The sequence below is a fragment of the Amycolatopsis sp. cmx-11-12 genome (genome assembly GCF_046269425.1).
GTDB lineage: Bacteria > Actinomycetota > Actinomycetes > Mycobacteriales > Pseudonocardiaceae > Amycolatopsis.
Genome location: NZ_JADNQM010000026.1, coordinates 1 through 22,101, shown reverse-complemented (window position 1 = coordinate 22,101; position 22,101 = coordinate 1). Strand labels below are relative to the sequence as shown.

Below are 22,101 nucleotides of genomic sequence, written 5' to 3'. Positions count from 1 at the left end.
TCAGGCCGATCCGGGGACGGCGACCCCGAGCAGGGTGGCGAGCTTGCCGGCCGTGCTCCGCGCGACCGGGGTCTCGTACCGGGCGCATTCGGCCAGCGCGCGGACCCGGTGCTGGCGGGCCTCCTCCGGCCGGTCGCCGAGATCGGACAGCTCCGCCAGCCGGACCATGATCGCGATCTTGTCCTCCGACCAGCGTGACTCGGCCAGCGCGGACAGCAGTTGTTCCTCGGCCTCCCGATGCCTGCCCGCCTGCGACAGCACCCGCCCGCGCAGTTCCTGTGCCCGCGCGACCGCGAAGAGCGCGCCGTGCCTGCGGACCAGTGACTCTGCCTCGTCCAGCAGGTCCAGCGCGGTCGCCACGTCGCCGGTCGCCGCCACACTGCCGGCGAGCCGGATCAGCACCATCGACAGCAGTTCGTCGTTGCCCGGCGCGGTGGCCGAACCCCGGTAGTAGGCCTCGCTCAGCCGCTGCGCGGCCACGGCTTCGTCGAACTCGCCGAGAGAGTGCAGCATGCTGCCCAGCATGGACTGCGCCAGGTAGCGGCCGTTCGGGTAGTCGGCCCGCTCGAACAGTTCCACTGCCTGCCGGATGCGCCGCGTGGCCTCTTCCGGCGAGCCGAGCCTGCGGGTGATGGCCGCCCCGTAGTACAACGACCAGGCTTCCACGACGCTGTCACCGGCCTCGCGCGCCGCCGCCAGCGCGCGTTTCTGAGCTTCCAGCGCTTCACGAGGCTGACCGCAGAGCGCGTAATGCGCCCAGGCCACGTAGTTCAGCTGTTCGGCCGTCGACCGGGCGTCGCCGAGCGCCTGAGCCGCCGCCGCGCCCGCGCCGAACACTTCGCGCCACAGGTCGCCGGTGCCGCGCAGATCCGAGTACCAGTGCATCGCCTGTGCCAGGTCGAGTACCTGACGGTGGTCACCGCGTGCCACCGCGGCCCGCAGCGCGCCACGCCAATGGTTCTGCTCCCGTACCAGCCACCGCGCCGCGGCTTCCCGGTCGCGCACCGGATCGGGCCCGTCGATCTCGACCGTCACCTCCGGCCGGTCGTGGTCGAAGAACTGGGCCGCCTTCGTCGCCACCGTGAGCAGCCAGTTCCGCACCCGGAGCCCGGCTTCCCGCACCTGCTCGGCCTGTTCGGCGGTCTCGAGGCGCTCCATGGCGTAAACGCGCAAGAGGTCGTGGGTGGTGTAGCGGCCGGGTGTGCCGCTGTAGCCGAGAAGACTGCCCTCGGCCAGTTTCTCCAGCGCCGCTTCGACTTCGTCCACCGGCTGGCCGGAGGCGACCGCGGCGAGTTCGACGGAGGTGTCCGCACCGGGCACCAGCGCCAGCCGCCGGAAGATCCCGGCGACCGAAGGTGCCAGGTGCCGGTAGGAGATTTCGAACGCGGCGCGGACCTGGAGGTCGCCCGCGGTGAGCACGGACAGCCGCCGCCGCTCGTTCTCCAGCTGGTCGGCGAGATGCGCGATCGTCCACTGGACCCGGCTGGCCAGGCGGTTGCCCGCGATGAGCAAGGCGAGCGGCACCCCACCGCAGAGCTTCGCCAGCCGCCGCGCCGCCTCCGGTTCCGCCGCCAGCCGTCGCCTGCCGACGACGAGGCCGAGCAACTCCACCGCGTCGTCGTCGGGCAGCAGGCCCAGCGAGATCCGGTGCCTCGCGTCCAGTCCGGCCAAGGTGTTCCGGCTCGTCACCAGCACCATGGAACCGGGGCTGGTGGCCAAGAGCGGCCGGACCTGGGCTTCGTTGGCGGCGTTGTCGAGGACCAGCAGGACCTCGCGGTCGTGCAGGAGCGAGCGGTAGAGGGCGAGCCGGTCTTCGTGATCGTTCGGGAGCTGGCGTTCGTCCACCCCGAACCCGCGCAGCAGCCGGTGCACGGCCCGCTCCGGGGTGAGCGGTTCGAGATCCATGCCGCGCAGATCGAGGAACAGGCAGCCGTTGCCGAAGCGGTGGGCGAGCCGGTGCCCGGCGTCCACGGCGAGCGCGGTCTTGCCCGCGCCCGGCAGCCCGTGGATCACCGCGATCTGCAACCGGGACGACGAAGCGGAGGTGTCCGCGACGCCGTCCAGCACGCGTTGCTCGGCGTCGCGCCCGGTCAGCTCGGTGAGGCTGGGCGGAAGCGCGGCGACGACGAGTTTGGGCAGCTCGGCGGGGACGACCTTGTCCTGGACGGGTTTGTCCTTGCTGTCGGCGGTTCCCGTCGCCCGGCGGCCCGCGCGGGCGAGGCCCGCGAAGTCCTCGGCCTCCGCGCCGGTCAGGCCGAGCCCACCGACCAGCAGTTCCGCGGTGCGCCGCTGCGGGCTGCGGACCCGCCCGCGTTCCATGTCGCTGATGCTGCGGACACTGATCCCGGTCCGCTCGGCGAGGTCTTCCTGTGTCATCGGGATACGCAGCCGATAGAAGCGGAGGAAGTCACCGAACGCGGTCGTACCCACGCGGCCATCCTGCCACGGCGGGCCGTCATCGCGGAGAGTGGACGGGCGACACTCAGAGGAGATCCGCCGGGGTCAGCAACCGCAGATCCGCGACGGTGGGGGTCCCCGTCGTGCTGAGCCGTCCGGCCTGGCGGGTCATCATGTTCTCCATCACCTGACGGGCGTAGCGCGCGTTGCCGAACGCTTCATCGCGCACCACGCCCGCGAAATGCTTGCGCAGCGCGATGACGGTCTCCGGGGCGCACTCGTAGCCGTTCGTGGTGGCCATCCGGTGCACGATGGTGACCAGGTCGTCGGTGGTGTAGTTCTCGAACTCGATGTGCCGGGAGAACCGGGAGGCGAGGCCGGTGTTCGAGGCGAGGAACGCCCGCATCTCCGCGGAGTAGCCCGCGACGATCACCACCGTGTCGTCCCGGTGGTCTTCCATCAGTTTCACCAGGGTGTCGACGGCCTCCTGGCCGAAGTCACCGCCCGTCGCGCCTTCGGGAGTCAGCGCGTACGCCTCGTCGATGAACAGCACGCCACCGCGTGCGGAGTCGAACGCCTCCCTGGTCAGATGCGCGGTGTGCCCGACATACCGCCCGACCAGGTCGGCGCGCGCGACCTCGACGAGATGGCCTTTGCGCAGCACCCCCAGCGCGGCGAGCAGTTCGCCGTAGAGCCTCGCCACCGTGGTCTTACCGGTACCCGGCGCGCCGGCGAACACCAGATGGTTGCTGATCGCGGGGACCGGCAGCCCGGCCTGCCGCCGGGCCCGCGCGGTGGAGATCAGGTTCACCAGGTCGTTGATCGCGTCCTTGACCCCTGCCAGGCCGATCATCGACTCCAGCTTCGTCCGCAACGTGGTCAGCGCGCCGTCATCGCCGTCCTGCGCGCTGTTCGCCATTCCACCGGGTACATCGGCGGGAAGCAGGAGTGAAAGGCTCTGGTCGTCGGCCTCGGGTTCGCTCGCGAGGCGGAACGCCTGCAGGTCCACCATCTCCTCGAACACCTTGCGCGCGGTCCGCCCATTGCCGAAGTCGTCGCCGCGTTCCATCTGTCCGAAGTGGACGGACAGGGTGTTCCTGGTGTCCTCGGGCACCTGGTACTGGTGGGCCGTGCACATCCGCTCGGTGATGGTCACCAGTTCGTCGGTGCTGTAGTTCTCGAACTCGATGGTGCGGGTGAACCGGGACGCCAGCCCGGGGTTGGACTGCAGGAACGAACTCATCTCCTGCGAGTAGCCCGCGGCGACCACCACGAGGTCGTCCCGGTGGTCTTCCATCAGTTTGACCAGGGTGTCGATCGCCTCCCGGCCGAAATCCGGTCCGCTTCCCTTGCTCTGCGCGGACAGCGTGTACGCCTCGTCGATGAACAGCACGCCGCCCAGCGCCTTGGTGAAGGTCTCGGTCGTCTTGATCGCCGTGCCGCCGACGATCTGGGCGACCAGATCGGCCCTGGCCACTTCGACCAGGTGACCGTCGCGCAGCACGCCCAGTTCGGCGAGGATGCTGCCGTAGAGCCGGGCGACCGTGGTCTTGCCGGTACCCGGCGGCCCGGCGAAGATCAGATGCCTGCTGGTCGGCGGCGCGACCAGACCGGCCTGCGCCCGCCTCCTTGCCATCTTGTTCAGGTTCACCAGCGTCTTCACCTGGTGCTTGACGCCGCTGAGGCCGACGAGTGCCTCCAGTTTCGCCAGCGGGGCGCCTTCGTCCTCAGTGGACTGTCGGGCCGGGTCGCCGTCCACGCCGGTCTCGGCGATTTCCACCGTGCTCGCCGTGCTGCCGTCGACGTCGGGGGCGCCGTTGGCGTTGCTGGTCAGGTTCTCCACCGACAGCCGGGCGTTGGGCACGGTGACGCGCAGGCCGCCGCCGGTGTTGTCGGAAGTGGTGCAGTCCACCAGGCTCACCGCGTCGGACGACTCGATCCGCACGCCGTCACGGCGATTCCCGCTGACCTCGTCGGCGGTCAGCTTCGCCCGCGCGCCGGAGCCGACCCAGACGCCGTGTCCCTTCGAACGCCGGACCATGGACCGGGACAGCATCAACTCCCCGCCGTCACGCACCGAGACGCCGTCTTCGCCCGCTTCGACGATCTCGCAGTCCCGCAAGGATCCGACACCGCCCGGTCCGATCAGGACACCGGACTGGCCGGGATTGAACACCCGGAGGGTGCTGACGGAAGGGCTTCCCCCTTCGGAGACACTGAGCCCGGACTGACCGGCGTCCCGTACCTCGGAGTCCTCCAGCCGTCCGCGGCCGTTGCCGGTGACCTCGAAACCGTTGCCACGACAGCCGTTCAGCGTCGCCCGGCGCAGGAGCGGGTTGGCCGCCGCCTCCACCAGGACGCCGTGGCCGGTGACGTCATGGATCTCCAGCCGGTCGAACTCGGCGGTCGCGCCGTCGGTGACCAGCAGGCCCACCGACGAACCACCGCGCACGGCCGTGCGGTTGAACGACGGGCCGCTCGCCTCGTCGACGTGGATGCCCGCACCGGTCGCGTCCGCGACCTCGCAGTCCTCGAAGGTGCCGCGAGATCGTCCGGTGACGCGCATCCCGACGCCGCCGGTCTTGGCCGTGCGGCATCGGCGCAGCACCGGGTCGGCGCCGTCGGCGACGGTGATCCCGTCGCCGGTGGTGTTCGTGACCCGGCACTCTTCGAGCACCGGTGACGAGTGGGTGCTGACGAAGACGCCGCTCGCGGTGTCCCGGATGGTCGTGTCGAGCACCTTCGTCGCACTGTCCTCTTCGAGCGCGATCCCCGGCCTGCCGGTGGCGGAGATGTCGCAGTGCTGGACGGTGCCCTGTGCCTGTCCGTTCGCGCAGACGCCGTTGCCCTTGGCGTGCCTCAGGGTGCAGTCCCGCACCACCGGGTTGCCGCGTTCGGCGATCACCACGGCGGAGGTCTGCACGTGCTCGACGACGCAGTCTTCGATCGTGCTGGGAGCGGGCGAGGTGACCACGATCCCCGCGCCGCCGGGATTGGTCACCCGGCAGCCGCGCATCGCGAGCGAGCCCGAATTGCGGGCCAGCACGGCGGTCCAGGCGGCTCCGATGATCTCGCAGTCCTCCACCGCGGCCTGACCGCGCGCCACGTCGACCGCGGGCAGTTCCTCGTTCAGCCCGCGCAGCACCAGACCGGTGAGTTTCACCGCCTCGGCCGCGAGCTGTACCGCGCTGCCCTGCCGCGACACGATCTCGACGCTGCCGCGCGCGTCGCTGGCCGCGATGGTGACCACCTTCGTCACCACCAGCGATTCGTCATAGCGGCCGGGAAGCACGGAGATCACCGTGCCGTTGCGCGCGTCCAGCAGCGCGGCCGAAATGGTGCGATACCCCTGATCGCGGTCCACCGTGAGCACGTGCCGTGACACGAGCGCTCCCCTCGTCGTTCGGTGACTAGCCACCAAGGACAACGCAGTGGGTGCCGGATTGGGTTCACCGCCCGCCGGAACTGCCGGTCCTTCTTCATGGCCGCGCCCGGCGGCGGATGATGGACTGGGACGATGAGGCGACAGCTGGCGGTGGCGTGCGCGACACTCACCCTTCTGGCGAACGGTGGCCTCGCGGCCGCGCAGGACAAGGAGCTACCCCAGATCCCACAGGCGTTGAAGCCAGGCCAGGCCTGTACCGCCTCGTCGGGCAAGAAGGTCCCTTCACCGCCGTGGCAGCTTCCTTATCTCGGCGTGGACCGGCTCTGGCCGCTCACCACCGGCGAGGGCGTCACGGTCGCCGTGGTGGACACCGGGGTCGACGCGGCGGCGCTGCGGGTCGAGGTCGCCGGTGACGGGGGAACGGACTGCGTCGGGCACGGCACGGTCGTCGCGAGCCTGATCGCCGCTCCCGCCGGGGAAGACGGCAAGATCGCCGGACTCGCGCCCGGCGCCCGCGTGCTCGCGGTGCGCGGTACGGACAAACCCGGTGCCGCGACGGCGGCGAGTATCGCGGCCGCGCTCGATAGGGCGGTCGCGGCGGGCGCCCGGATCATCTGCGTGGCGGTGGCCGTCACCGAGGCCGACCCGGCGCTGCGGCAGGCCGTCGATCGAGCGGTGGCGGCGGGCGCGCTCGTCGTGGCCGCGGCGGGCCTGGACTTCACGTCGGCGCGCGACGTCCCGCCGGGCCCGTACTACCCGGCGGCGTTCCCCGGCGTGCTCCCGGTGACCGCCATCGGACCGGACGGGAAACCCGGCGGAAAGGCCACCCCGGTACCCGGATCCGTTGCCGCACCGGGAAACCTGGTCGTGGGCACCGGACCCGGCGGCGGCCAGGTCGTCGGCGCCGGACCCGCGTTCGCCGCGGCACACGTCGCGGCCGCCGCGGCGCTGATCCGGTCCTACCGGCCGGAGACGACGGCGGCCGACCTCGCCCGGCGCCTGCGGGACACCGCGTATCCGCAGGCAGGGGTCAGCGTGATCGACCCGCTCGCGGCGATGACGTCGGTCGCCGCGCCGGGTGGCGGCCCCGCGACCGCACCGCGCGAACCGGTCGCGGTGGCGCCGATCCCGGATCTCGAGCCCACTCGCCAAGCCGCCCTGCTGCTGGCGGCCGGTGTCGCGCTGGTGGCCGCCCTGCTGGGCGCGGCCGCGGTCGTCGTGCCGCGGGGACGGCGTCGCGGATGGCGGGCCGGCTCCCGTGAATCTTGAGCCTGAGGGTGTGATCAGACGGCGAACTCGCGTGATCAGGTGGAGATCACGCGTGATTGAGCGGAGATCTCGCGTGATCTCCGTCCAATCACGTGAGATCTCCGTCCAATCACGGGTAAGTCCCGCGGGATCACGCGGCACTAGGTGCACGGAAAGTCCCCTTCAGCGCTTGATGTCGGGGCCCCGGGCCTCGACGAGACCCGGGGCTCCGACTCGGCGGCCGGGGTAGCCGCCGCGAGCCTTTCGCCACCATGGGGGGAGGGGCCGGTGGCGAAAGGCGAGATCATCGCGTGGTGAGCGCCGCTTCGTGCTGCGACAGGGCGGTCTGCACGACGGTCGTCCCGCGCCGGGTGACGTACTGCGCCCGGCCGGGGATCAGCACCCGCGGCCTGACTTCGCCGAACACCATGCCTTCCGAAAGCGGGCAGGACAACAGCATCACCGGGGTGTTGACCTCCACGAGACGCCGCATCAAGGGGTCGTTGGCGCCTCGCCCGATCCCGTTGGCACCGCGGGCGACGATCAGGTGCAGGCCCAGCGCGTTGCCTTGGGCGAGTGGATCGAACAGCTGCTGGAACAGCGCGTTCGACGACGACGCCACCATGTCGTAGTCGTCGATCACCACGAACACCTGCGGTCCGGTCCACCAGTCACGCAGACGCAGGCGGGCAGGCGTGATGTCGGGGCCGGGGACGCGGGTCTGGACGGCCCGCGCGACGCCGTCGATCATTTCGTGCACCGAGTCGCCGGACACCGCGTAGCCCAGCTGGTAGTCCTGCGGCACGGCGTCGTACAGGCCGCGGCGGTAGTCCACCGTGATGATCCGGGCCTCCTGCGGGCTGTACCGCCGGGTGATGCCGTCGATCACGAGCCGGAGCACGTTCGTCTTCCCGGACTCCACGTCCCCGACGACCATCAGGTGCGGGTTGTCCTCGAAGTCGTGCCACAGCGGTTCGAGCCGCTGGTCGTCCAGTCCGAGTGCCAGCCGCACGTCCGCGTCCGGCGCGGGCAGTTCGGCGTGGTCCAGTACCGGGGGCAGCATCCGGACCGGGGGAGCCACCGGACCGGACCAGGCCGCGGCGACCCGCTCGACCAGCGTTTCGACGTGCTCGGCGACGTCGCCCTCCGCGCCGTCGATCGACGGCAGGGAGGTGAGGAAGTGCAGTTCCTTGTCGGTGAGACCACGGCCGGGGATCTTCGGGACGGTCGCCGCGGCGCGCATGTTGATCACCGAATCGACCGGGTCGCCGAGCCGCAGTTCGAGCTGGGTGCCGACCAGGTCGCGGACGGCGCTGATGATCTCGCTCCAGCGGCTCGACGCCAGCATCAGGTGGATGCCGTAGTTGAGGCCGCGCGAAGCCAGCTCGACGAACGTCGGGAGCAGGTCCATGAAGTCCTGCCGGATGGTGGACCAGCCGTCCACCACGAGGAAAACGTCACCGTGCCGTTGGTCGGCGAACTCGCCGGCCGCCCGTTTGCGCCGGTAGGTGGCCATCGAGTCGATGTCGTTGTCGGTGAAGAACCGCTCCCGGCGCGTCAGGAGCGAGGTGACCTCGCCGATCGTGCGCTGGATGCGTTCGACGTCCAGCCGTCCGGTCACGCCGCCGACGTGGGGGAGTTTCCGCAGGCTCGCCAGCGTTCCACCACCGAAGTCGAGGCAGTAGAACTGGACCTCGGCCGGTGTGTGGGTGACCGCCAGCGCGGCGATCAAGGTGCGCAGGGCCGTGCTCTTGCCGCTTTGCGGCGCGCCGACGATGGCGATGTGCCCGTCGCTGCCCGCCAGGTCCACCAGCAGCGGGTCCCTCGCCTGTTCGAACGGTTTGTCGATCAGGCCGATCGGCACGCTCAGGGTGCCGCGACCGGGCCACCCCTCGGCGCTGAGACCGCGCTCGGCGGTTTCCACCAGCGGCGGCAGCAGCTCGTCCAGTGAGCCGGGCGCGTCCAGCGGCGGAAGCCAGACCTGGTGCGCGGCAGGGCCTTTGTCGCGCAGCCGGTCGACGGCCAGCTCCAGCAGGCTCGGCACCGAACCCTCGGGCTCGGGTTCGGGTACCGGCTCCGGTTCGGGCACCGGTTCGGCGCGGACGACGACCTTCGACGTGAACGGTACGACCTGTTGTGCCACCACCGCCTGCTTCACGTTCCGGCGCACCACCCGGTGCGGACCGGAGACGTAGGCCGCCTTGAACCGGTCCAGCGCCGCGGTGCCGCTCTTGAGGAAACCGTTGCCCGGATCGGACGGCAGCTGGTAGGCGTCCGGGACACCGAGTACGCCACGGCTTTCCATCGCCGAAAAGGTACGCAGGCCGATCCGGTAGGACAGATGCGATTCCAGCTGGTGGATCCGGCTTTCGTCCAAGCGCTGCGAGGCGAGCAGCAGATGCACACCCAGCGACCTGCCGAGCCTGCCGATCATGATGAACAGGTCCATGAAGTCGCGGTGTGCCGAAAGCAGCTCACTGAACTCGTCGACCACCAGGAAGAGCGTGGGCAGCGGAGCGAGGGGGGTCCCGTTCGCCCGTGCCCGTTCGTAGTCCAGCGCGGAGCTGTAGTTGCCCGCCTTGCGCAGAAGTTCCTGGCGCCGCACCAGTTCCCCGTTGAGCGCCTCGCGCATCCGGCCGACCAGCGCGGCCTCGTCGGCGAGGTTGGTGATCACCGCGGAGGTGTGCGGCAGCCCGTCGAGACCGAGGAAGGTCGCGCCACCCTTGAAGTCCACCAGGACGAAGTTCAGGACCTCCGAGGAATGGGTGAGCGCGAGCGCCAGCACCAGCGTGCGCAGCAGCTCCGACTTCCCGGAACCGGTCGCGCCGATCAGCATGCCGTGCGGGCCCATCCCCGACTGGGCGGATTCCTTGATGTCGAGATCGACCGGCGACCCGGTCGGGCCGATGCCGAGCGGCACCCGGAGCCTGCCGCCGGGCCGTTTCGCCGCCCAGCCCGCCGCCACGTCGTGGGTCTGGATGTCGTGGATGCCCAGCATGGTCGTCAGGTCGAAGTTGGCGGTCATCGGTTCGGCCGACCGCTGCCGGGCGCCGACCCGGTACGGCGCCAGCCGCATCGCCAGCGCGGTCGCGGTGTTGACGCCGATCCCGTCGGGCTCCCCGAGGTCGCCGGCGACCTCCTTGTTCTGCTGATCGACCGTGATCAGCTTCAGCATCCCGTCTTCGAGCCGCAGCCGCAGTGTCTCCGGATCGTTTCCTTCCGGCAGCCCCGAGGACAGGTCCACGACCGTCGTGTTGCGGTAGCCGTCACCGGCCAGCCGCGATGTGGGCGGCACCGTGGCGCCGTCCACGAACACCATTACGCACGGTTCGTGGCTGTCCGGCAGCGCGTCCGGATCGAATCCCGGCCTGGTCGCGAATTCGTCGCTCAGCGCGTTTTCCAGCTCCGCCGTGGATTCCACCACAAGCCGGGTCTCGCCCGCGCCGTCGGTCTCGTTGGGATGGAGGTTGTGCGGCAGCCATTTCACCCAGTCCCACGCCGCCCGCCGTTCGGGCGAGGTGAGGATGAGGATCCGCAGTTCCGCGGGGGAGTGGAAGACCGCGAGATGGGCGATCATCGAGCGGGCCAGTGCCCGGATGCGCTCGATGTCCGTGTCTTCGGCCACCCGCAGCAGGATCCGGGCGAACGACGGCAGGAACACCGCGACCGGCTGGCCCGCCACGGTTCCGTACGCGTGGATGAAGCGGCGCAGCGCGTGCGCGGACAGCGGCTCCAGATCGTCCACCGGTTTGGTGGACAGCGGATTCAGCCGCCACGCCAGGCGTTGCGGGCCCCGTCCGATGCGGATCTCGCCGAAGTCCTCGTCCTGCGCGTCCCGTTCCCACATCCTCGACGTGCCGGGCAGGGACCACAGCGAATGCGGGTCGGGGTGCCGCCAGATCAGGGCTTCTCGTTGGCTCGTGACGACTTCGCGGACCTTGCGGCGGGATTGCGCCAGGTAGCGGAGGTAGTCGCGGCGGGAATCGTTGAGTTTCTGTTTGCGTTCGCCCGCGCTGCGGCCGAGCTGGCCGACCAGCATGGCCATCGACGACACCGTCATCAGCCCGGCGGCCAGGTAGCTGAACGCGCCGTTCTCACCCGGCCGGACGAACAGCAGCACGGTCGCCGTCGATGACAGCGCCATCGGCAGGTACATCATGACCGCGCCGGCACTGCGCTGGACTTCGGGCAGGGTCGGCGGTTCTTGGATACTCAGCTCGCCTTCGGGCATTTCCGGCCCTGGCCGTCGCGGCCCCTTGCGGAATGTGATTACACTCAAGCCCGGATTCCTTCCCTCTCGGACGCGCTGTGGTGGCAGCTCCACTAGAGGTGACGAAATCCGACCACGCGATGGTTCACTCACGACACCGCGCGTTGGTCGCCGAAACGAAGGCTTGTGCCATGGCGACCGCTTCAGGGCTGTGCAAACTCCGTGTCCGTGCTCCAGACGCCTGCTTCGAGCTGGCGGTGCCCATGGACATCCCCTTGATCGACCTGATGCCGACGATCCTCGGACACGCGGGCAAGGATCTGGCCGAAGAGGGGGTGGACCACGACGGCTGGGGTCTCCAGCGGCTCGGGGATCCCCCGCTGGATCAGGAATCCACCATCGAATCGCTGAAGTTGCGCGACGGCGAAACGCTGCACCTGCGGCCACGTCGCGAACAACTCCCGACCGTCCACTTCGACGACATCATCGACGGCCTGTCCACCGAGGCGCGGGCCCGTCCGGACTCCTGGAGCGCGGGGGCGACGCGCTGGACGATGCTCGGCACGGCACTGACGGTCGTCGCGCTCGGGTTCGTGCTGCTGGTGTCCGCCCCGGCGACCTGGCCGACCCTGGTGGCCGCCGGTGCCGCGGCGCTCTTCCTGCTGGTCTGCTCGGCCACCGCGGCCCGGGCGCTCGGCGACGCCACGTCGGCGCTCGCACTGGCGCTGGCCGCGGTCCCGTTCGTCGGGCTGGCCGGGTCGATCGTCCCCAGTGGACCGGAGGGCACCGTGCTGACCGGTGCCCGGCTGCTGGCCGCGTGCGTGGCGGGCGCGGGGGCGGCCGCGCTCGGCCTCGCCGCCGTCGCGGGCGCCGCACCGGTGTTCATCTCGGTCGCGACACTGGGCTTGTTGTGCGCCATCGGCGGGCTGGTGCTGATGCTCGGCGGGGCCAGCGCGGCCGTTTCGGCGACGATCATCGCCGTGATCGCGGTGCTGCTCGGCGCGTTCGTGCCGAGGATCGCCTTCCGGCTGTCCGGGCTCCGGCTGCCGGGATTGCCCACCACGGCACAGGAATTGCAGGAGGAACTCGACCCGCACCCGGGTGACGAGGTCGTCGTCAAGGGCCGGATCGCGGACTCCTTCGTCACGGCGTTGTTCGCCGCGATCGGCCTGGCCTGTCTCGTCTCGCTCGAATTCGTGGTGCACGACCGGTCGTGGCAGGCCACCACGTTCGTCGTCGTGCTCAGCGTGCTGCTGCTGGTGCACGGTCGCGCGCTGGGCAGTGTGTGGCAACGCCTCTCGGTGATCGTGCCGGGGGTGTACGGCCTGCTGCGGCTGTTGCTCGCGGTACAGCAGGACACGGCCAATCCACTGCCGATGGTGGCCGGGTTGTTCGTGGTGGCCGCCGTGCTGATCGTGGCGCGATGGACGCTGCCAGGGCGCAGGCTGGTGCCGCAGTGGGGCAGGCTCGCGGACATCGTGGAGAGCCTCGCGGCGCTGTCGTTGCTGCCGCTGGCGTTGTGGCTGATCGGCGTGTTCGCCTTCATGCGTGGTCTCGGAGGCTGACCGTGAACGCGAAAACCGATCAGGTACAGGCACACAAGTTCATGCTGGGCCGGCTGTCGTCGGCGTTGCTGCGCGTCGATCCGGACGCGCCGGAAAGCCCGCTGCACCGGACCTACCGGGGCAGCATCATCGGCGTGTTGATCGCCATTCTCGCTTGCCTCGGCCTGCTGGTGTTCGGCCTCGTTTCACCGGGCGGGAACAAGTCGTGGCGGGTGGAAGGCGCGCTGGTCGTCGCCGATTCCTCCGGGGCGCGGTTCCTTTACGCGGGCGGCAAGTTGCTGCCGGTGCTGAACTTCGCCTCGGCCAAACTGGTCGCCGGGAACCAGCTCGTGGTGAAGCACGTCGCCGAGGCGTCGCTGAAGGACGTGCCCCGTGGTGACCCGCTGGGCATCATCGGCGCGCCCGACGGCCTGCCCTCGCTCGCCTCCGACCCGTGGGAGGTGTGCGCCCTCACCGGCCGCGATCAGTCCGGACCGACCATGATGCGCGTGGGCGGCGGGACCTCGAAGCCGCTCGGTGACGACGCGGCGGTCGTGGTCGTCGCCCCGGACGGCGCGACGTTCCTTCTGTGGCGCGGCAAACGCCATCGAGTGGCGTCGGACCGGAACGCGCTCGACGCGCTCGACGGGGTGCTCCAGCCGGTGAAGGCGCCGGCCTCGTTGCTGGACGCGTTGCCCGCCGGACCGGATTTCGGGCCGCCGTCGATTCCCGGCATCGGCACCGAGGGACCCGGTCTCGGCACGACGGGTTCACGCGTCGGCAGGGTGTACACGGTGTCCGGCGAGCCATCGCAGCATTACGTGCTCACGAAGTCGGGGTTCACCCCGGTCTCCGAACTCGACGCGCGACTGCTGCTCGTCGACCCGGAGGTCCGCCGCGCCGCCTACGACGGCGGCGACGTCGCGGTGGGGCAGCTGCCCGGCCGCGTGGTCAGCGAGCATCTGTCCTCGGCGGAGCCACCGCCGCCGATGAAACCGCCGCGGGCCACGACACTCCATAGTGGACAGGGCTTGTGCGCTCTCGTCACCCCGGACGGCGACACACCGCGTACGCAGGTGGCGGTGGCCGACGGGCTGACCGCGGCCGGGCGGCCACCGTTCGTCCAACCGGGTATTTCCGCGCCGTGCGCGCGGGTCGACCGGATCGCGGTCCGGCCCGGTTCCGGTGCGCTGGTCAAGGCGACCGCCGCGTCGGGACGGGCGGGGGACGCGCTCTTCCTGGTGACCGATTCGGGCGTGAAGTATCCCGTGCCGCCCGCCGGAGCCAAGGCACTGGACCTGGGTGGATCCAGGGCGAACGGGCTCCCGGTGGCTCTGCTGAACCTGTTGCCGACCGGGTCCGCGCTGGACCCGGGGCTGCTCCGTGACGGGGGCGCGGTGCTGCCCGCGGCCACCGCCTGCGGTTCCTGACCAGAGGAACCACACGACAACTTCTGCCGGTGGTTCCGCATGGTCTCCCGCACCCGGTGTTGGTGTCCTTGTCCTGGAGCGTCATCACGAGGAAGGAGCCGGACATGTCGAATTTCCAGAAGAGCGACAGCGGGATGAAGGGCGGTATCACCGCCATCGAGGCCTGCGAAACCGAGTGCAAGACGATCCACGGTGGGGTCGCGGCGGTCCGCGCCGACCTGCAGAAGGACTGGCAGGGCGCGGCGTCCCAGACCTTCCTGACCCAGCTCGACACCTGGGAAGGGGAATACCTCCAGGTTCTCCGTCTGCTGACGGAGATCAAGGAGATGGTCAACGCGAGCGACATCCAGATGAACAACTCCGAAGAGGACATCAACCTCAGTGCCCTGACGTCGTTCGGCGACGGCGGTGGCGTCGGCGGCGGCATCTACAAAGCACTGACCTGATCGCACCGACCCCATTCTTGGAGAGGAAACAACCATGAGCGCATCACACGACGGTTTCGCGGTCAGCGGAAACCTTCCGCACCTGGCCGAGCGGATGGTCGGGCTGAGCAAGGCGATCGACAACGCGCTGATCGATCTGGAGAAGTCCATCAAGCCGATGACCGACAGTTGGATCGGCCAAGGTGCCACCAACTACACGGAATTGCAGCGCAAGTGGCACGCCACGACCAGCGCCATGGAAGGCCGCTTCACCAAGGGCCACCAGACGCTTTCCCTGTCCTACGACAACTATCAGCGCACGGACAAGAACATCGGCGCGAAGTTCCAGCTCTGATTCCGGTCCGCTCTTGGTGAAAGGAGAAGCGGCGTGGCGGAGAAGCCGGAAAGCGGCGACATCAAGATCACGGTCAGCTTTCTGCAGGACTTCCAGAAGAACGTTCTCGGGCCGATGGTCACCGGGCTGGAGACGAACCCGCATGTCGCGGAGCTGGCCCTCACTGTGGGTGGCGGTGCCGGGAAACGACGGCTGATGGCGGGCGTCGAGACGTGGGAGCCCGCCAAGTTGCTGATGGACGCCTACGAACTCGCCGGCAAGGGCACCGGGCCCACGCTGTACACCCAGGTCAAGCTGATCCAGGATCAGCTCATCGCGCTGAACAGGAACATCACCTACGTGGTGGGGGTGGCGGTGCGGGGCGAGGACGAGAACATCAAGTTGTCCACCGAACTGGACATGAGTCAGCTCGGTGAGATCCTCGCGTTCAAACCCGGTGGCGGCACCACCGGCGGGGGAAACAACACCGGTGGGGGCAACAACACCGGTACCGGCGGGAGTTGAGTCGCGATGACCGCGTTCGTTCCCGGCGGAACGAACAGGACGTGGGAAGATGTCCTCAACATCTTCGACTGCACATCCGGTTCGCCCCAGTCCATGAAGATTCCTCCCCGCGACGACATCCTGAAGCTCCAATGGCTCAAGTGGGATGTCTGGGCGAGCCTTTACGGTGTCGGTCACAAGCTGCCCGAGGGCTGGAAGTTCGAGGCTGTCACCTATACGAGCACGATGCAGTACTTCGCGGTGGCCAGTCCCAACGACGAAGCGCTCACGAAGCCCGTCGAGACCTTCTGTGGCAACATGGCAGCCCTCTTCACTTCCATGGTGGGTACGCCCAACAACAACCCGGTGGCACAGCCGTGGACGTTCACCAGGGCGTACGACGCGTTGAACGGGACGAAGACCCTGCTCACCGAGCAGGCCACGGCGCTGGGCAAAGTGCGCGACAAGGTGGGGAAGAAGGGCGACGACTTCCAGGGGACCGGCGCCGGGGCCTTTTGGGAGGTTCTGGACAATTTGATGTTCCGGTGCACCGACCTCGGAAATCAGCTGGGGGACCGTCCCGCGGGACTGAAGAACTTCAGGGCTCCGACGGACGACGCCGCCACTGTCGGCATCAACGAAGCGGAACTCGTTCTGCGGTGGGCGTTCGACGCTCTCACGCAAGCCTATGAAAAATGGCGGTCCGTCACCGAAACGACCACGCATGACATCAGTCTTTTCGGTCCGGTCACGGCGGCCTGTCACGATTTTTCCACGCCGTCGGGCGCGTTGGCGGCGATCTGGACCAGTCCCCGGTTCACCCAGGATCTGAAGGACAACAAGGCCGAGGACGACAAGACAACCGTATTCGAGCATTACCCGCGGTGCGACTTCCTCAACGCGGACGCCAGGAACCCGGTGTTCTGGGACGGGATCGTGGCCGCGGCCAAGGAGTTGTGGACGAAGCACATCACGAAGTTCCTGGATCCCGCAGCCCTGTCCGTTCTCACCGAGCTTCCCCAGGTCTACGGCAAAACGAAGCTGCTCCTGCCGACGATCCTCGAACCGCATCGGCCCAACCTCCACAAGAAGCCGCCGCCCACCGGGGGAAAGGACGGGCCGAAGCCGCCGCCCACGCCGCCTCCTCCGCCGCCCCCGCCCGGGCCGCCGAAGACGAAGGTGCCGCCGCCTCCCGGAGGCAAGGAAGGGCCCCCGAACAACAAGGACACCAAAGACAACAAGGGGAACGGCGGAAAGGTCCCGCCGTTCGACAAGAACAACCCGCTCAATCCCAACAACCCCAACAACCCCAACAACCCGTTCAAGCCGCCGCCCAAGCCACCACCCGGCCTGCCGAGCCCGGAGACGCAGCTGAAGGTGCCGATCGGCTCCTCGGTCGGCCTGGACGGCGTGGTCCGCGGCCCGGACAACAAACCGGTTCTCGACGCCTTCGGGCGGCAGATCGTCGTGCCGCGTGGGTCCACGGTGAGCCCGAACGGCGAAATTCTCAGCCCGAAAGGTGAGAAGCTCGCCGAGAAGGACCGCCTGTCCCGGCCGGAGCCGACCAATCAGGACACCAAACAGCAGAGCGAGCTGGATCAGTATCTGAAGTCTTTGCGCGGCAACAACGCTCCGTCGATGCCGACCTTGCTGAACAACACCCACTCGCCGCCGCTGTCGCTGTCCTCCAGCGGTCCGCAGACCCTCCACAGTGGATCTTCGGGTCCGGTGTCCCATCTGGGCTCGGCCGGCTCCGTCGGCTCGACCGGGGTGAACGGTGGCGGCAGGCCCGAGACCACCGCCACGCCGCCGCCGGAGAAACCGGTGACGACCGAGGGTGGTCCTTCGCTGATCAAGAATCAGCAAGGGAACGGGGGCTCGCAGAACGGGATGGGCGGTGTGCCGTTCTATCCGCCCACCGCCGGTGGCCCCGGCGGCGGGGCGGGCGGAGACCAGAACAAGGGCGAGCGCGACCGGACCACCTGGCTGGCCGAAGACGAGGAGACCTGGGGTACCGACCCGAAGCTCCCGCCGTCGGTGCTGGGTGCCCGCAAACGCGGCAGACGGGTCGCGGGAAGCGGCGCCGGTGGTTCACGCAATTACGGACAGGGAGGAAACGATGGCCGACTGGCTGGAGGATCAACTTCACCAGGCTATGGTCACGCTGAAGGATCAGCGTGACCGGATCGAGTCGGCGAAGGCCGACCTCGCCTCGCGGACGACTTCGGCGACCTCCGCGGACCGTCTGGTCACCGTGACCGTGGACGCCAAGAACTCCTTGGTGGGCATGAAGTTCCACACCACGATGTACCGCTCCATGCCGCCCGAACAACTGTCCAAGACGCTGATCGAGACGTTCGAGCGCGCCCGGCGGGAAATGGCGGACACGGTCGTCGAGGTCTTCGGCCCGCTCATGGATCAGCGCGCCGATCTCCGTGCGGCCATGACGGGCACCACCGAAGTCGACAAGGCGTTCGCGCCGCTCTGGAACGAGGCGCCATCGGACGTCTTCGGCGGACGACGTGACTAGCTCCCTGATCCTGGGCGGGCCGGACACGAGGACCTGGCTCTGGGAGCAGGCACTCAACATCTTCAGTGTCGAGCCCCATTGCCCGATCGTGCCGTCGCGCGAGGAGGTCATCAAGCAGACCTGGCTGAAGTGGGAGACCCGTACCCATCTTCGCGGGCCGAGCAATCACGTGCCGACGAATTTGATCCACGCCGAGGGAATGACGTTCTTCACGTCGTGGTACGGCGTCGCCGACGCGACCAAAGAGCTCGACGACGTGGCGGCGAAGTACTTCGGCAACGCCAACAACATCGTGGATTCCCTGTACAACGACCTCAACGCCGTCGGCAACCAGCGCAGCTTCGAAACGGCGGCGACCACGCTGGAGGGTGTCGCGACCTGGCTGACCGCGCAGGTCGCCCCGCTGGAGACCGAGCGGAACAAGACCGGCCATCGCGGCGACGACTTCCAGGGCACCGGCGCGAGTGCTTTTTGGACGGTGCTGGACAAACTCGCCTTCAAATGCCGGGACCTCGTGGAACAGATGAGCCACGAACGCACTTCGTGGACCGCGCTCCGTGATGCGAAGGGACTGCTGAAGCACGGCGTGACCATGCTGTACGACGGTCGCGCGTTTTGGCAGGGGGACAACAGTTTCACCTACGACACCGGGCTGGGGTTCGCGGTCACCGGGCCCGGGTCGCAGCTTTGCTCGCCGACCGGCGTGGTACGCGCGATCTGGCAGTCGCCGGAGCTGGTGGCGGATTTCGGCAGCCACTTTCCCCCCAAGTACACCAGGGAGAAGGACGGATGGCCGGTGAGCGACCTCCTCGGTGGAGCCGTGACCGAAACCGCTCCGCGTGAGAAGCTGGAAAATGCGGCCAAGTGGGTCTGGCGTCAACACCTGACCTTTTTGGACAGCTGGGGAGCCAGCACGGTGGGGTTGCTGGCGGCGACTTACCAGCTGGCGACCGCGAAACTGCCGACGATCAAGGATCCCGCCTACGTCAACCTCGCCCCCGGTGGTTCCGGAGGCTCCGGTGGCTCCGGTGGCTCCGGAGGTGGTTCCGGAGGCGACGGGACCGGTCCTGGCGGAGGAAACGGTTCGGGCGGCGACAAAGGACCGATCACCACCACCGTATCCACGCCACCGCCGCCACCCCCGCCTCCTCGGATCATCAGGACCGACACGAACGTCAAGAACGGTCCTGGCGGGTTCTTTCCGCCGCCGATCACCCAGATCGGTGGCGGTGGGCCGAACACCACCCTGAAAGTGCCCACCGGTTCGTACGTCGGCCGGGACGGCACCGTCATCGGCCCCAACGGGAAACCCGTGCTGGGTTCCGACGGCAGGCCGATCATCGTCCCGCCCGGCTCTCGGGTGAACGCGAACGGCGAGATCGTCGGCCCGAGGAACGGCGCGAACCTCGAGCAGAAGGATCGCCTGCGCAAGGCTTACCCGACCCCGGAGACGCGGACCGGCGTCAACGAGACGGCGCTGGAACGGCACCTCAATTCGTTGCGGCGCAGCACACCTCCGCCGCTCCCGGCACTCCGCGCACCCGATGCGCCACCCTTGACGATGTCGAAGTTCGACCCGCAGGCGAACTTCCACAGTGGACCGGGTTCCCTCGGCGGCGGCCGGGTCGGTGTTTCGCCGCCCACCACGTCGATGGGCGGGAACCCGGTGACTCCGCCCGCCACGGTCCCGAATCCAGCTGACAGTCCTAAAGGGACTCTAGGTGGTCCTAAAGGGACAACGGGCAGCGGTGTGCCGTTCTATCCGCCGTCGGCGGGTGGTGCCGGTGCCGGTGGAGCGGGACAGGACAAAGGCGAACGCGAGCGGGCCACCTGGCTCGCCGAGGACGAGGAGACCTGGGGCACCGATCCCACGGTGGCTCCCGGCGTGCTGGGCAGGCGAAGGCGCCGGACCCGACGGCCGGGTGGCGCCCAGGTGCGCGTCAACCAGGACGGCGAACCCTCGACGAGACACAGCATCAACCCGGCGGCCGGTCAGGGCACGGGCACCACGACAGGATGAGGACGGGAGACGATGTCGAACTTCAGCGCCGACCCGAGGGCCATGGAGATCATCGGCGAGGGGTACCAGTCGATCGCGGCCAAAATGGACCTGATCTGTGAACTCGGCGCGGATCGGCTCGCCCTGCTGCTCGAAGCCTGCGGTGACGACGAGATGGGCGCCGAGATCAAGGAGAACCTCTTCGGCCCGGCGCAGAAGGTCGAAGAAGCCTTCACTTCGATCAAAGAGGTCGTCCGGAACCAGACCAACGTGACGAAGGGCATGGCGCTCAACCTTCGCAACGTGGAGACCGAGAACATCGCGAACGTGCGCGGCGGCACCAAGCGCCCGTGATCGACTCCGGCGGCCGAACGGGTCCTGCCGGCAAGAACCTGAGTCAGTAGAGGAAGCGGGAACACCATGTCCACGGACGCAGAACAGTCCACCGGAGTCGCGGTCGCCGCCGCGGCGGAGGTCACGCCTGCCGCCCCGGAAGCGAAGGCGGACAACGAAACCACACCGGCCGCCGCCAAGACCGTCGCGGCGGGTGCCGTGCCGCCGGTCGTGGACGCGGGCGCCGCCGTCGAATCGTCGACACCGGGCCGCTTGCCCAAACCGGTGATCGTCGCGGCGGCGGTCGCCGGTGTCGTGCTGGTCGCCTTGCCGTTGGCGCTCAGCGGTTTGCTGGGCGACGACCAGCCCGGCGAGGGGCCGAACGCCGCCGGCTACGCGCGGGATCTGCCGCCGGGTGGCGGATTCGTGCCGGGGCTCGCCGCCCCGCCCGCGGACAACAACGCCGGAGGCCTGCCCGTCGGCGCGCTGCCCGGCCAGCCGGTCGAAGGCCTGCCGGTGGGCCAGAACGGCGTTCCGGCGGGGATTCCCGCGGCACCGCCCGCCGCCGGGAACCCGGCGGGCCCGGGACCGCAGGGCGGTGGCGGCCCGGCGCCGGTGCAGCAACAGAACAAACCCCAGCCGCAAGGTCCGCCCGCCCCGCCCGCCGCCAAGTCGGTGGTCTACGAGGGTATGGCGGGCAAGGGCTGCGGTGGGGGCACCCAGTTCATCGGCGCCGGGGCGTACAGCGACGGCAAGTCAGGCTGGGTGAACCACGGCAACGGCGGCTGCGGCAGCTCGTTCGTCTCCATCCCGATGTCCGGCGACGCGAACAAGGACGACCCCAGCGCGTACGGCGTGTGGACGTTCAACACCGGCCCGGTGACCACCGGATCGTGCGCGGTCTCGGTGTTCATCCCGAGCGGCGACATCACCGTGGCGGGCGGCAGCCCGTCGGTCTACCGCGTCTTCGACCGGTTCGCGGTCGAGAAGGCCACGCCAGTCGGGACGTTCCAGATCAACCAGGTCGGCAACCGCGGCCGATGGGTGAACGTCGGCACCTTCCGGGCGAACGGCGCGAAACTCGCCGTGCAGCTGCTCAACCGGGGTCGCGACTGGTCCGGCTCGACCAAGACCTACGCGCACCACGCCGCAGCGATGGTGAAAGCCAAGTGCCAGGCGTGATCCCGGCCTCCAGCCGAGGGCAGGAGATCTGCGGTCCGGCGGTCCGTGAAGGATTCCCTGAGGGACCTATTAGATGCGGTATGTCCGTATCGCCAAGGTCATGAAGGCCTCCTTGCTTACCCTCAGAGTCAATGCCAGGAACTTAAGGTTGATGGCGTGGGCGTATTTCTGACGTGTTTTACCCTGGTCGGACAGGCACTCAGGAGGGCGGCGGCAGAACCTGGACGGGTCGCCCGCGGGGAGTGGACATGGCCTCGCGGTCGGCTCGGTTGTCTCTCGTGTGTCAAGGCCTCTTTCCTTGCGCCAGGCGCAAGGAAAGAGGCCTTGACACACGAGAAAACTCGGATAAACGATGGCAAATCAGAAAATTCGGCTTAAGGTACGTCCTTTGTGGACAGTCAAGGGAAGGATTCCTTCGCGGGGCTACCCTTCACGCGATCTTCACGGAATCACTCCTCTAGTGTCGCGCGTCTGATGTTCGTTGACGGGTGGCGTGGGGCAGGATTTCGTCGGCGGTCTTGGTCCAGGTGAACGGGTGGCAGCGGTTGTTCCAGCCGTCGATGAAGGCGCGGATCGCGGT

At 68.9% G+C, this 22,101-nt stretch carries 14 protein-coding genes and 1 pseudogene; 11 read left to right on the top strand and 4 right to left on the bottom strand.

Going from position 1 to position 22,101, the window contains the following annotated elements; all coding sequences use genetic code 11:
- Together ACLARN_RS29710 and ACLARN_RS29705 are read right to left on the bottom strand one after the other, a co-directional pair.
- Positions 1-2,430: an ATP-binding protein gene (locus ACLARN_RS29710; protein ID WP_409494774.1), complete on the bottom strand. Its 2,430-nt coding sequence runs from the start codon at positions 2,428-2,430 to the stop codon at positions 1-3.
- Between the two features lie 52 nt (positions 2,431-2,482).
- Complete coding sequence (locus ACLARN_RS29705) at positions 2,483-5,782, bottom strand: right-handed parallel beta-helix repeat-containing protein (RefSeq protein ID WP_409494773.1); 3,300 nt, start codon at positions 5,780-5,782, stop codon at positions 2,483-2,485.
- 132 nt (positions 5,783-5,914) lie between these two features.
- Between ACLARN_RS29705 and ACLARN_RS29700 the strand changes: the two genes are divergently transcribed.
- Positions 5,915-7,051, top strand: a complete 1,137-nt coding sequence (locus tag ACLARN_RS29700) for a S8 family serine peptidase (RefSeq protein ID WP_409494772.1) — start codon at positions 5,915-5,917, stop codon at positions 7,049-7,051.
- Between the two features lie 283 nt (positions 7,052-7,334).
- Here ACLARN_RS29700 and eccCa read toward each other — a convergent pair whose 3' ends face one another.
- Entirely contained in the window at positions 7,335-11,309 is a 3,975-nt protein-coding gene (eccCa, locus tag ACLARN_RS29695) for a type VII secretion protein EccCa (RefSeq protein ID WP_409494771.1), read from the bottom strand.
- Positions 11,310-11,431: 122 nt separating this feature from the next.
- On the opposite strand from eccCa, the gene eccD reads away from it, so the two are divergent.
- From eccD to ACLARN_RS29645, 10 genes are all read left to right on the top strand, one after another.
- Positions 11,432-12,805 (top strand): type VII secretion integral membrane protein EccD, encoded by a 1,374-nt coding sequence (gene eccD / locus ACLARN_RS29690; protein ID WP_409494770.1) that lies wholly within the window; start codon positions 11,432-11,434, stop codon positions 12,803-12,805.
- Positions 12,806-12,807: 2 nt separating this feature from the next.
- Positions 12,808-14,214, top strand: coding sequence for a type VII secretion protein EccB (gene eccB / locus ACLARN_RS29685; protein ID WP_409494769.1), 1,407 nt, complete (start codon positions 12,808-12,810; stop codon positions 14,212-14,214).
- Positions 14,215-14,318: 104 nt separating this feature from the next.
- Entirely contained in the window at positions 14,319-14,660 is a 342-nt protein-coding gene (locus tag ACLARN_RS29680) for a WXG100 family type VII secretion target (RefSeq protein ID WP_409494768.1), read from the top strand.
- Positions 14,661-14,694: 34 nt separating this feature from the next.
- Positions 14,695-14,994: a WXG100 family type VII secretion target gene (locus ACLARN_RS29675; RefSeq protein WP_409494767.1), complete on the top strand. Its 300-nt coding sequence runs from the start codon at positions 14,695-14,697 to the stop codon at positions 14,992-14,994.
- A gap of 33 nt (positions 14,995-15,027) precedes the next feature.
- Entirely contained in the window at positions 15,028-15,498 is a 471-nt protein-coding gene (locus tag ACLARN_RS29670) for a hypothetical protein (protein ID WP_409494766.1), read from the top strand.
- 93 nt (positions 15,499-15,591) lie between these two features.
- Positions 15,592-17,658 carry a hypothetical protein gene (locus tag ACLARN_RS29665; protein ID WP_409494765.1) on the top strand — a complete coding sequence of 689 codons (2,067 nt, stop codon included), beginning with the start codon at positions 15,592-15,594 and terminating at the stop codon, positions 17,656-17,658.
- Complete coding sequence (locus ACLARN_RS29660) at positions 17,633-18,007, top strand: YbaB/EbfC family nucleoid-associated protein (RefSeq protein WP_409494764.1); 375 nt, start codon at positions 17,633-17,635, stop codon at positions 18,005-18,007. Before ACLARN_RS29665 ends, ACLARN_RS29660 begins: the two co-directional genes overlap by 26 nt.
- Positions 18,000-20,027 (top strand): hypothetical protein, encoded by a 2,028-nt coding sequence (locus ACLARN_RS29655; RefSeq protein ID WP_409494763.1) that lies wholly within the window; start codon positions 18,000-18,002, stop codon positions 20,025-20,027. Before ACLARN_RS29660 ends, ACLARN_RS29655 begins: the two co-directional genes overlap by 8 nt.
- 12 nt (positions 20,028-20,039) lie before the next feature.
- The gene (locus ACLARN_RS29650; RefSeq protein WP_409494762.1) at positions 20,040-20,360 is read left to right on the top strand and encodes a hypothetical protein; all 321 of its coding nucleotides are present in this window, start codon (positions 20,040-20,042) and stop codon (positions 20,358-20,360) included.
- 66 nt (positions 20,361-20,426) lie between these two features.
- Positions 20,427-21,521 carry a hypothetical protein gene (locus tag ACLARN_RS29645; RefSeq protein WP_409494761.1) on the top strand — a complete coding sequence of 365 codons (1,095 nt, stop codon included), beginning with the start codon at positions 20,427-20,429 and terminating at the stop codon, positions 21,519-21,521.
- A 457-nt stretch (positions 21,522-21,978) separates the two neighbouring features.
- On the opposite strand, the pseudogene ACLARN_RS29640 reads toward ACLARN_RS29645, so the two are convergent.
- Positions 21,979-22,101 (bottom strand): annotated as a pseudogene (locus tag ACLARN_RS29640) (IS630 family transposase); the annotation flags it as partial.

What these genes read in the sequence shown, in the direction of transcription:
- ACLARN_RS29700 (WP_409494772.1), top strand. Translation starts at nt 5,915, where the DNA reads ATGAGGCGACAGCTGGCGGTGGCGTGCGCGACACTCACCCTTCTGGCG.
- eccD (WP_409494770.1), top strand. Translation starts at nt 11,432, where the DNA reads ATGGCGACCGCTTCAGGGCTGTGCAAACTCCGTGTCCGTGCTCCAGAC.
- ACLARN_RS29680 (WP_409494768.1), top strand. Translation starts at nt 14,319, where the DNA reads ATGTCGAATTTCCAGAAGAGCGACAGCGGGATGAAGGGCGGTATCACC.
- ACLARN_RS29675 (WP_409494767.1), top strand. Translation starts at nt 14,695, where the DNA reads ATGAGCGCATCACACGACGGTTTCGCGGTCAGCGGAAACCTTCCGCAC.
- ACLARN_RS29665 (WP_409494765.1), top strand. Translation starts at nt 15,592, where the DNA reads ATGAAGATTCCTCCCCGCGACGACATCCTGAAGCTCCAATGGCTCAAG.
- ACLARN_RS29660 (WP_409494764.1), top strand. Translation starts at nt 17,633, where the DNA reads ATGGTCACGCTGAAGGATCAGCGTGACCGGATCGAGTCGGCGAAGGCC.
- ACLARN_RS29650 (WP_409494762.1), top strand. Translation starts at nt 20,040, where the DNA reads ATGTCGAACTTCAGCGCCGACCCGAGGGCCATGGAGATCATCGGCGAG.
- ACLARN_RS29645 (WP_409494761.1), top strand. Translation starts at nt 20,427, where the DNA reads ATGTCCACGGACGCAGAACAGTCCACCGGAGTCGCGGTCGCCGCCGCG.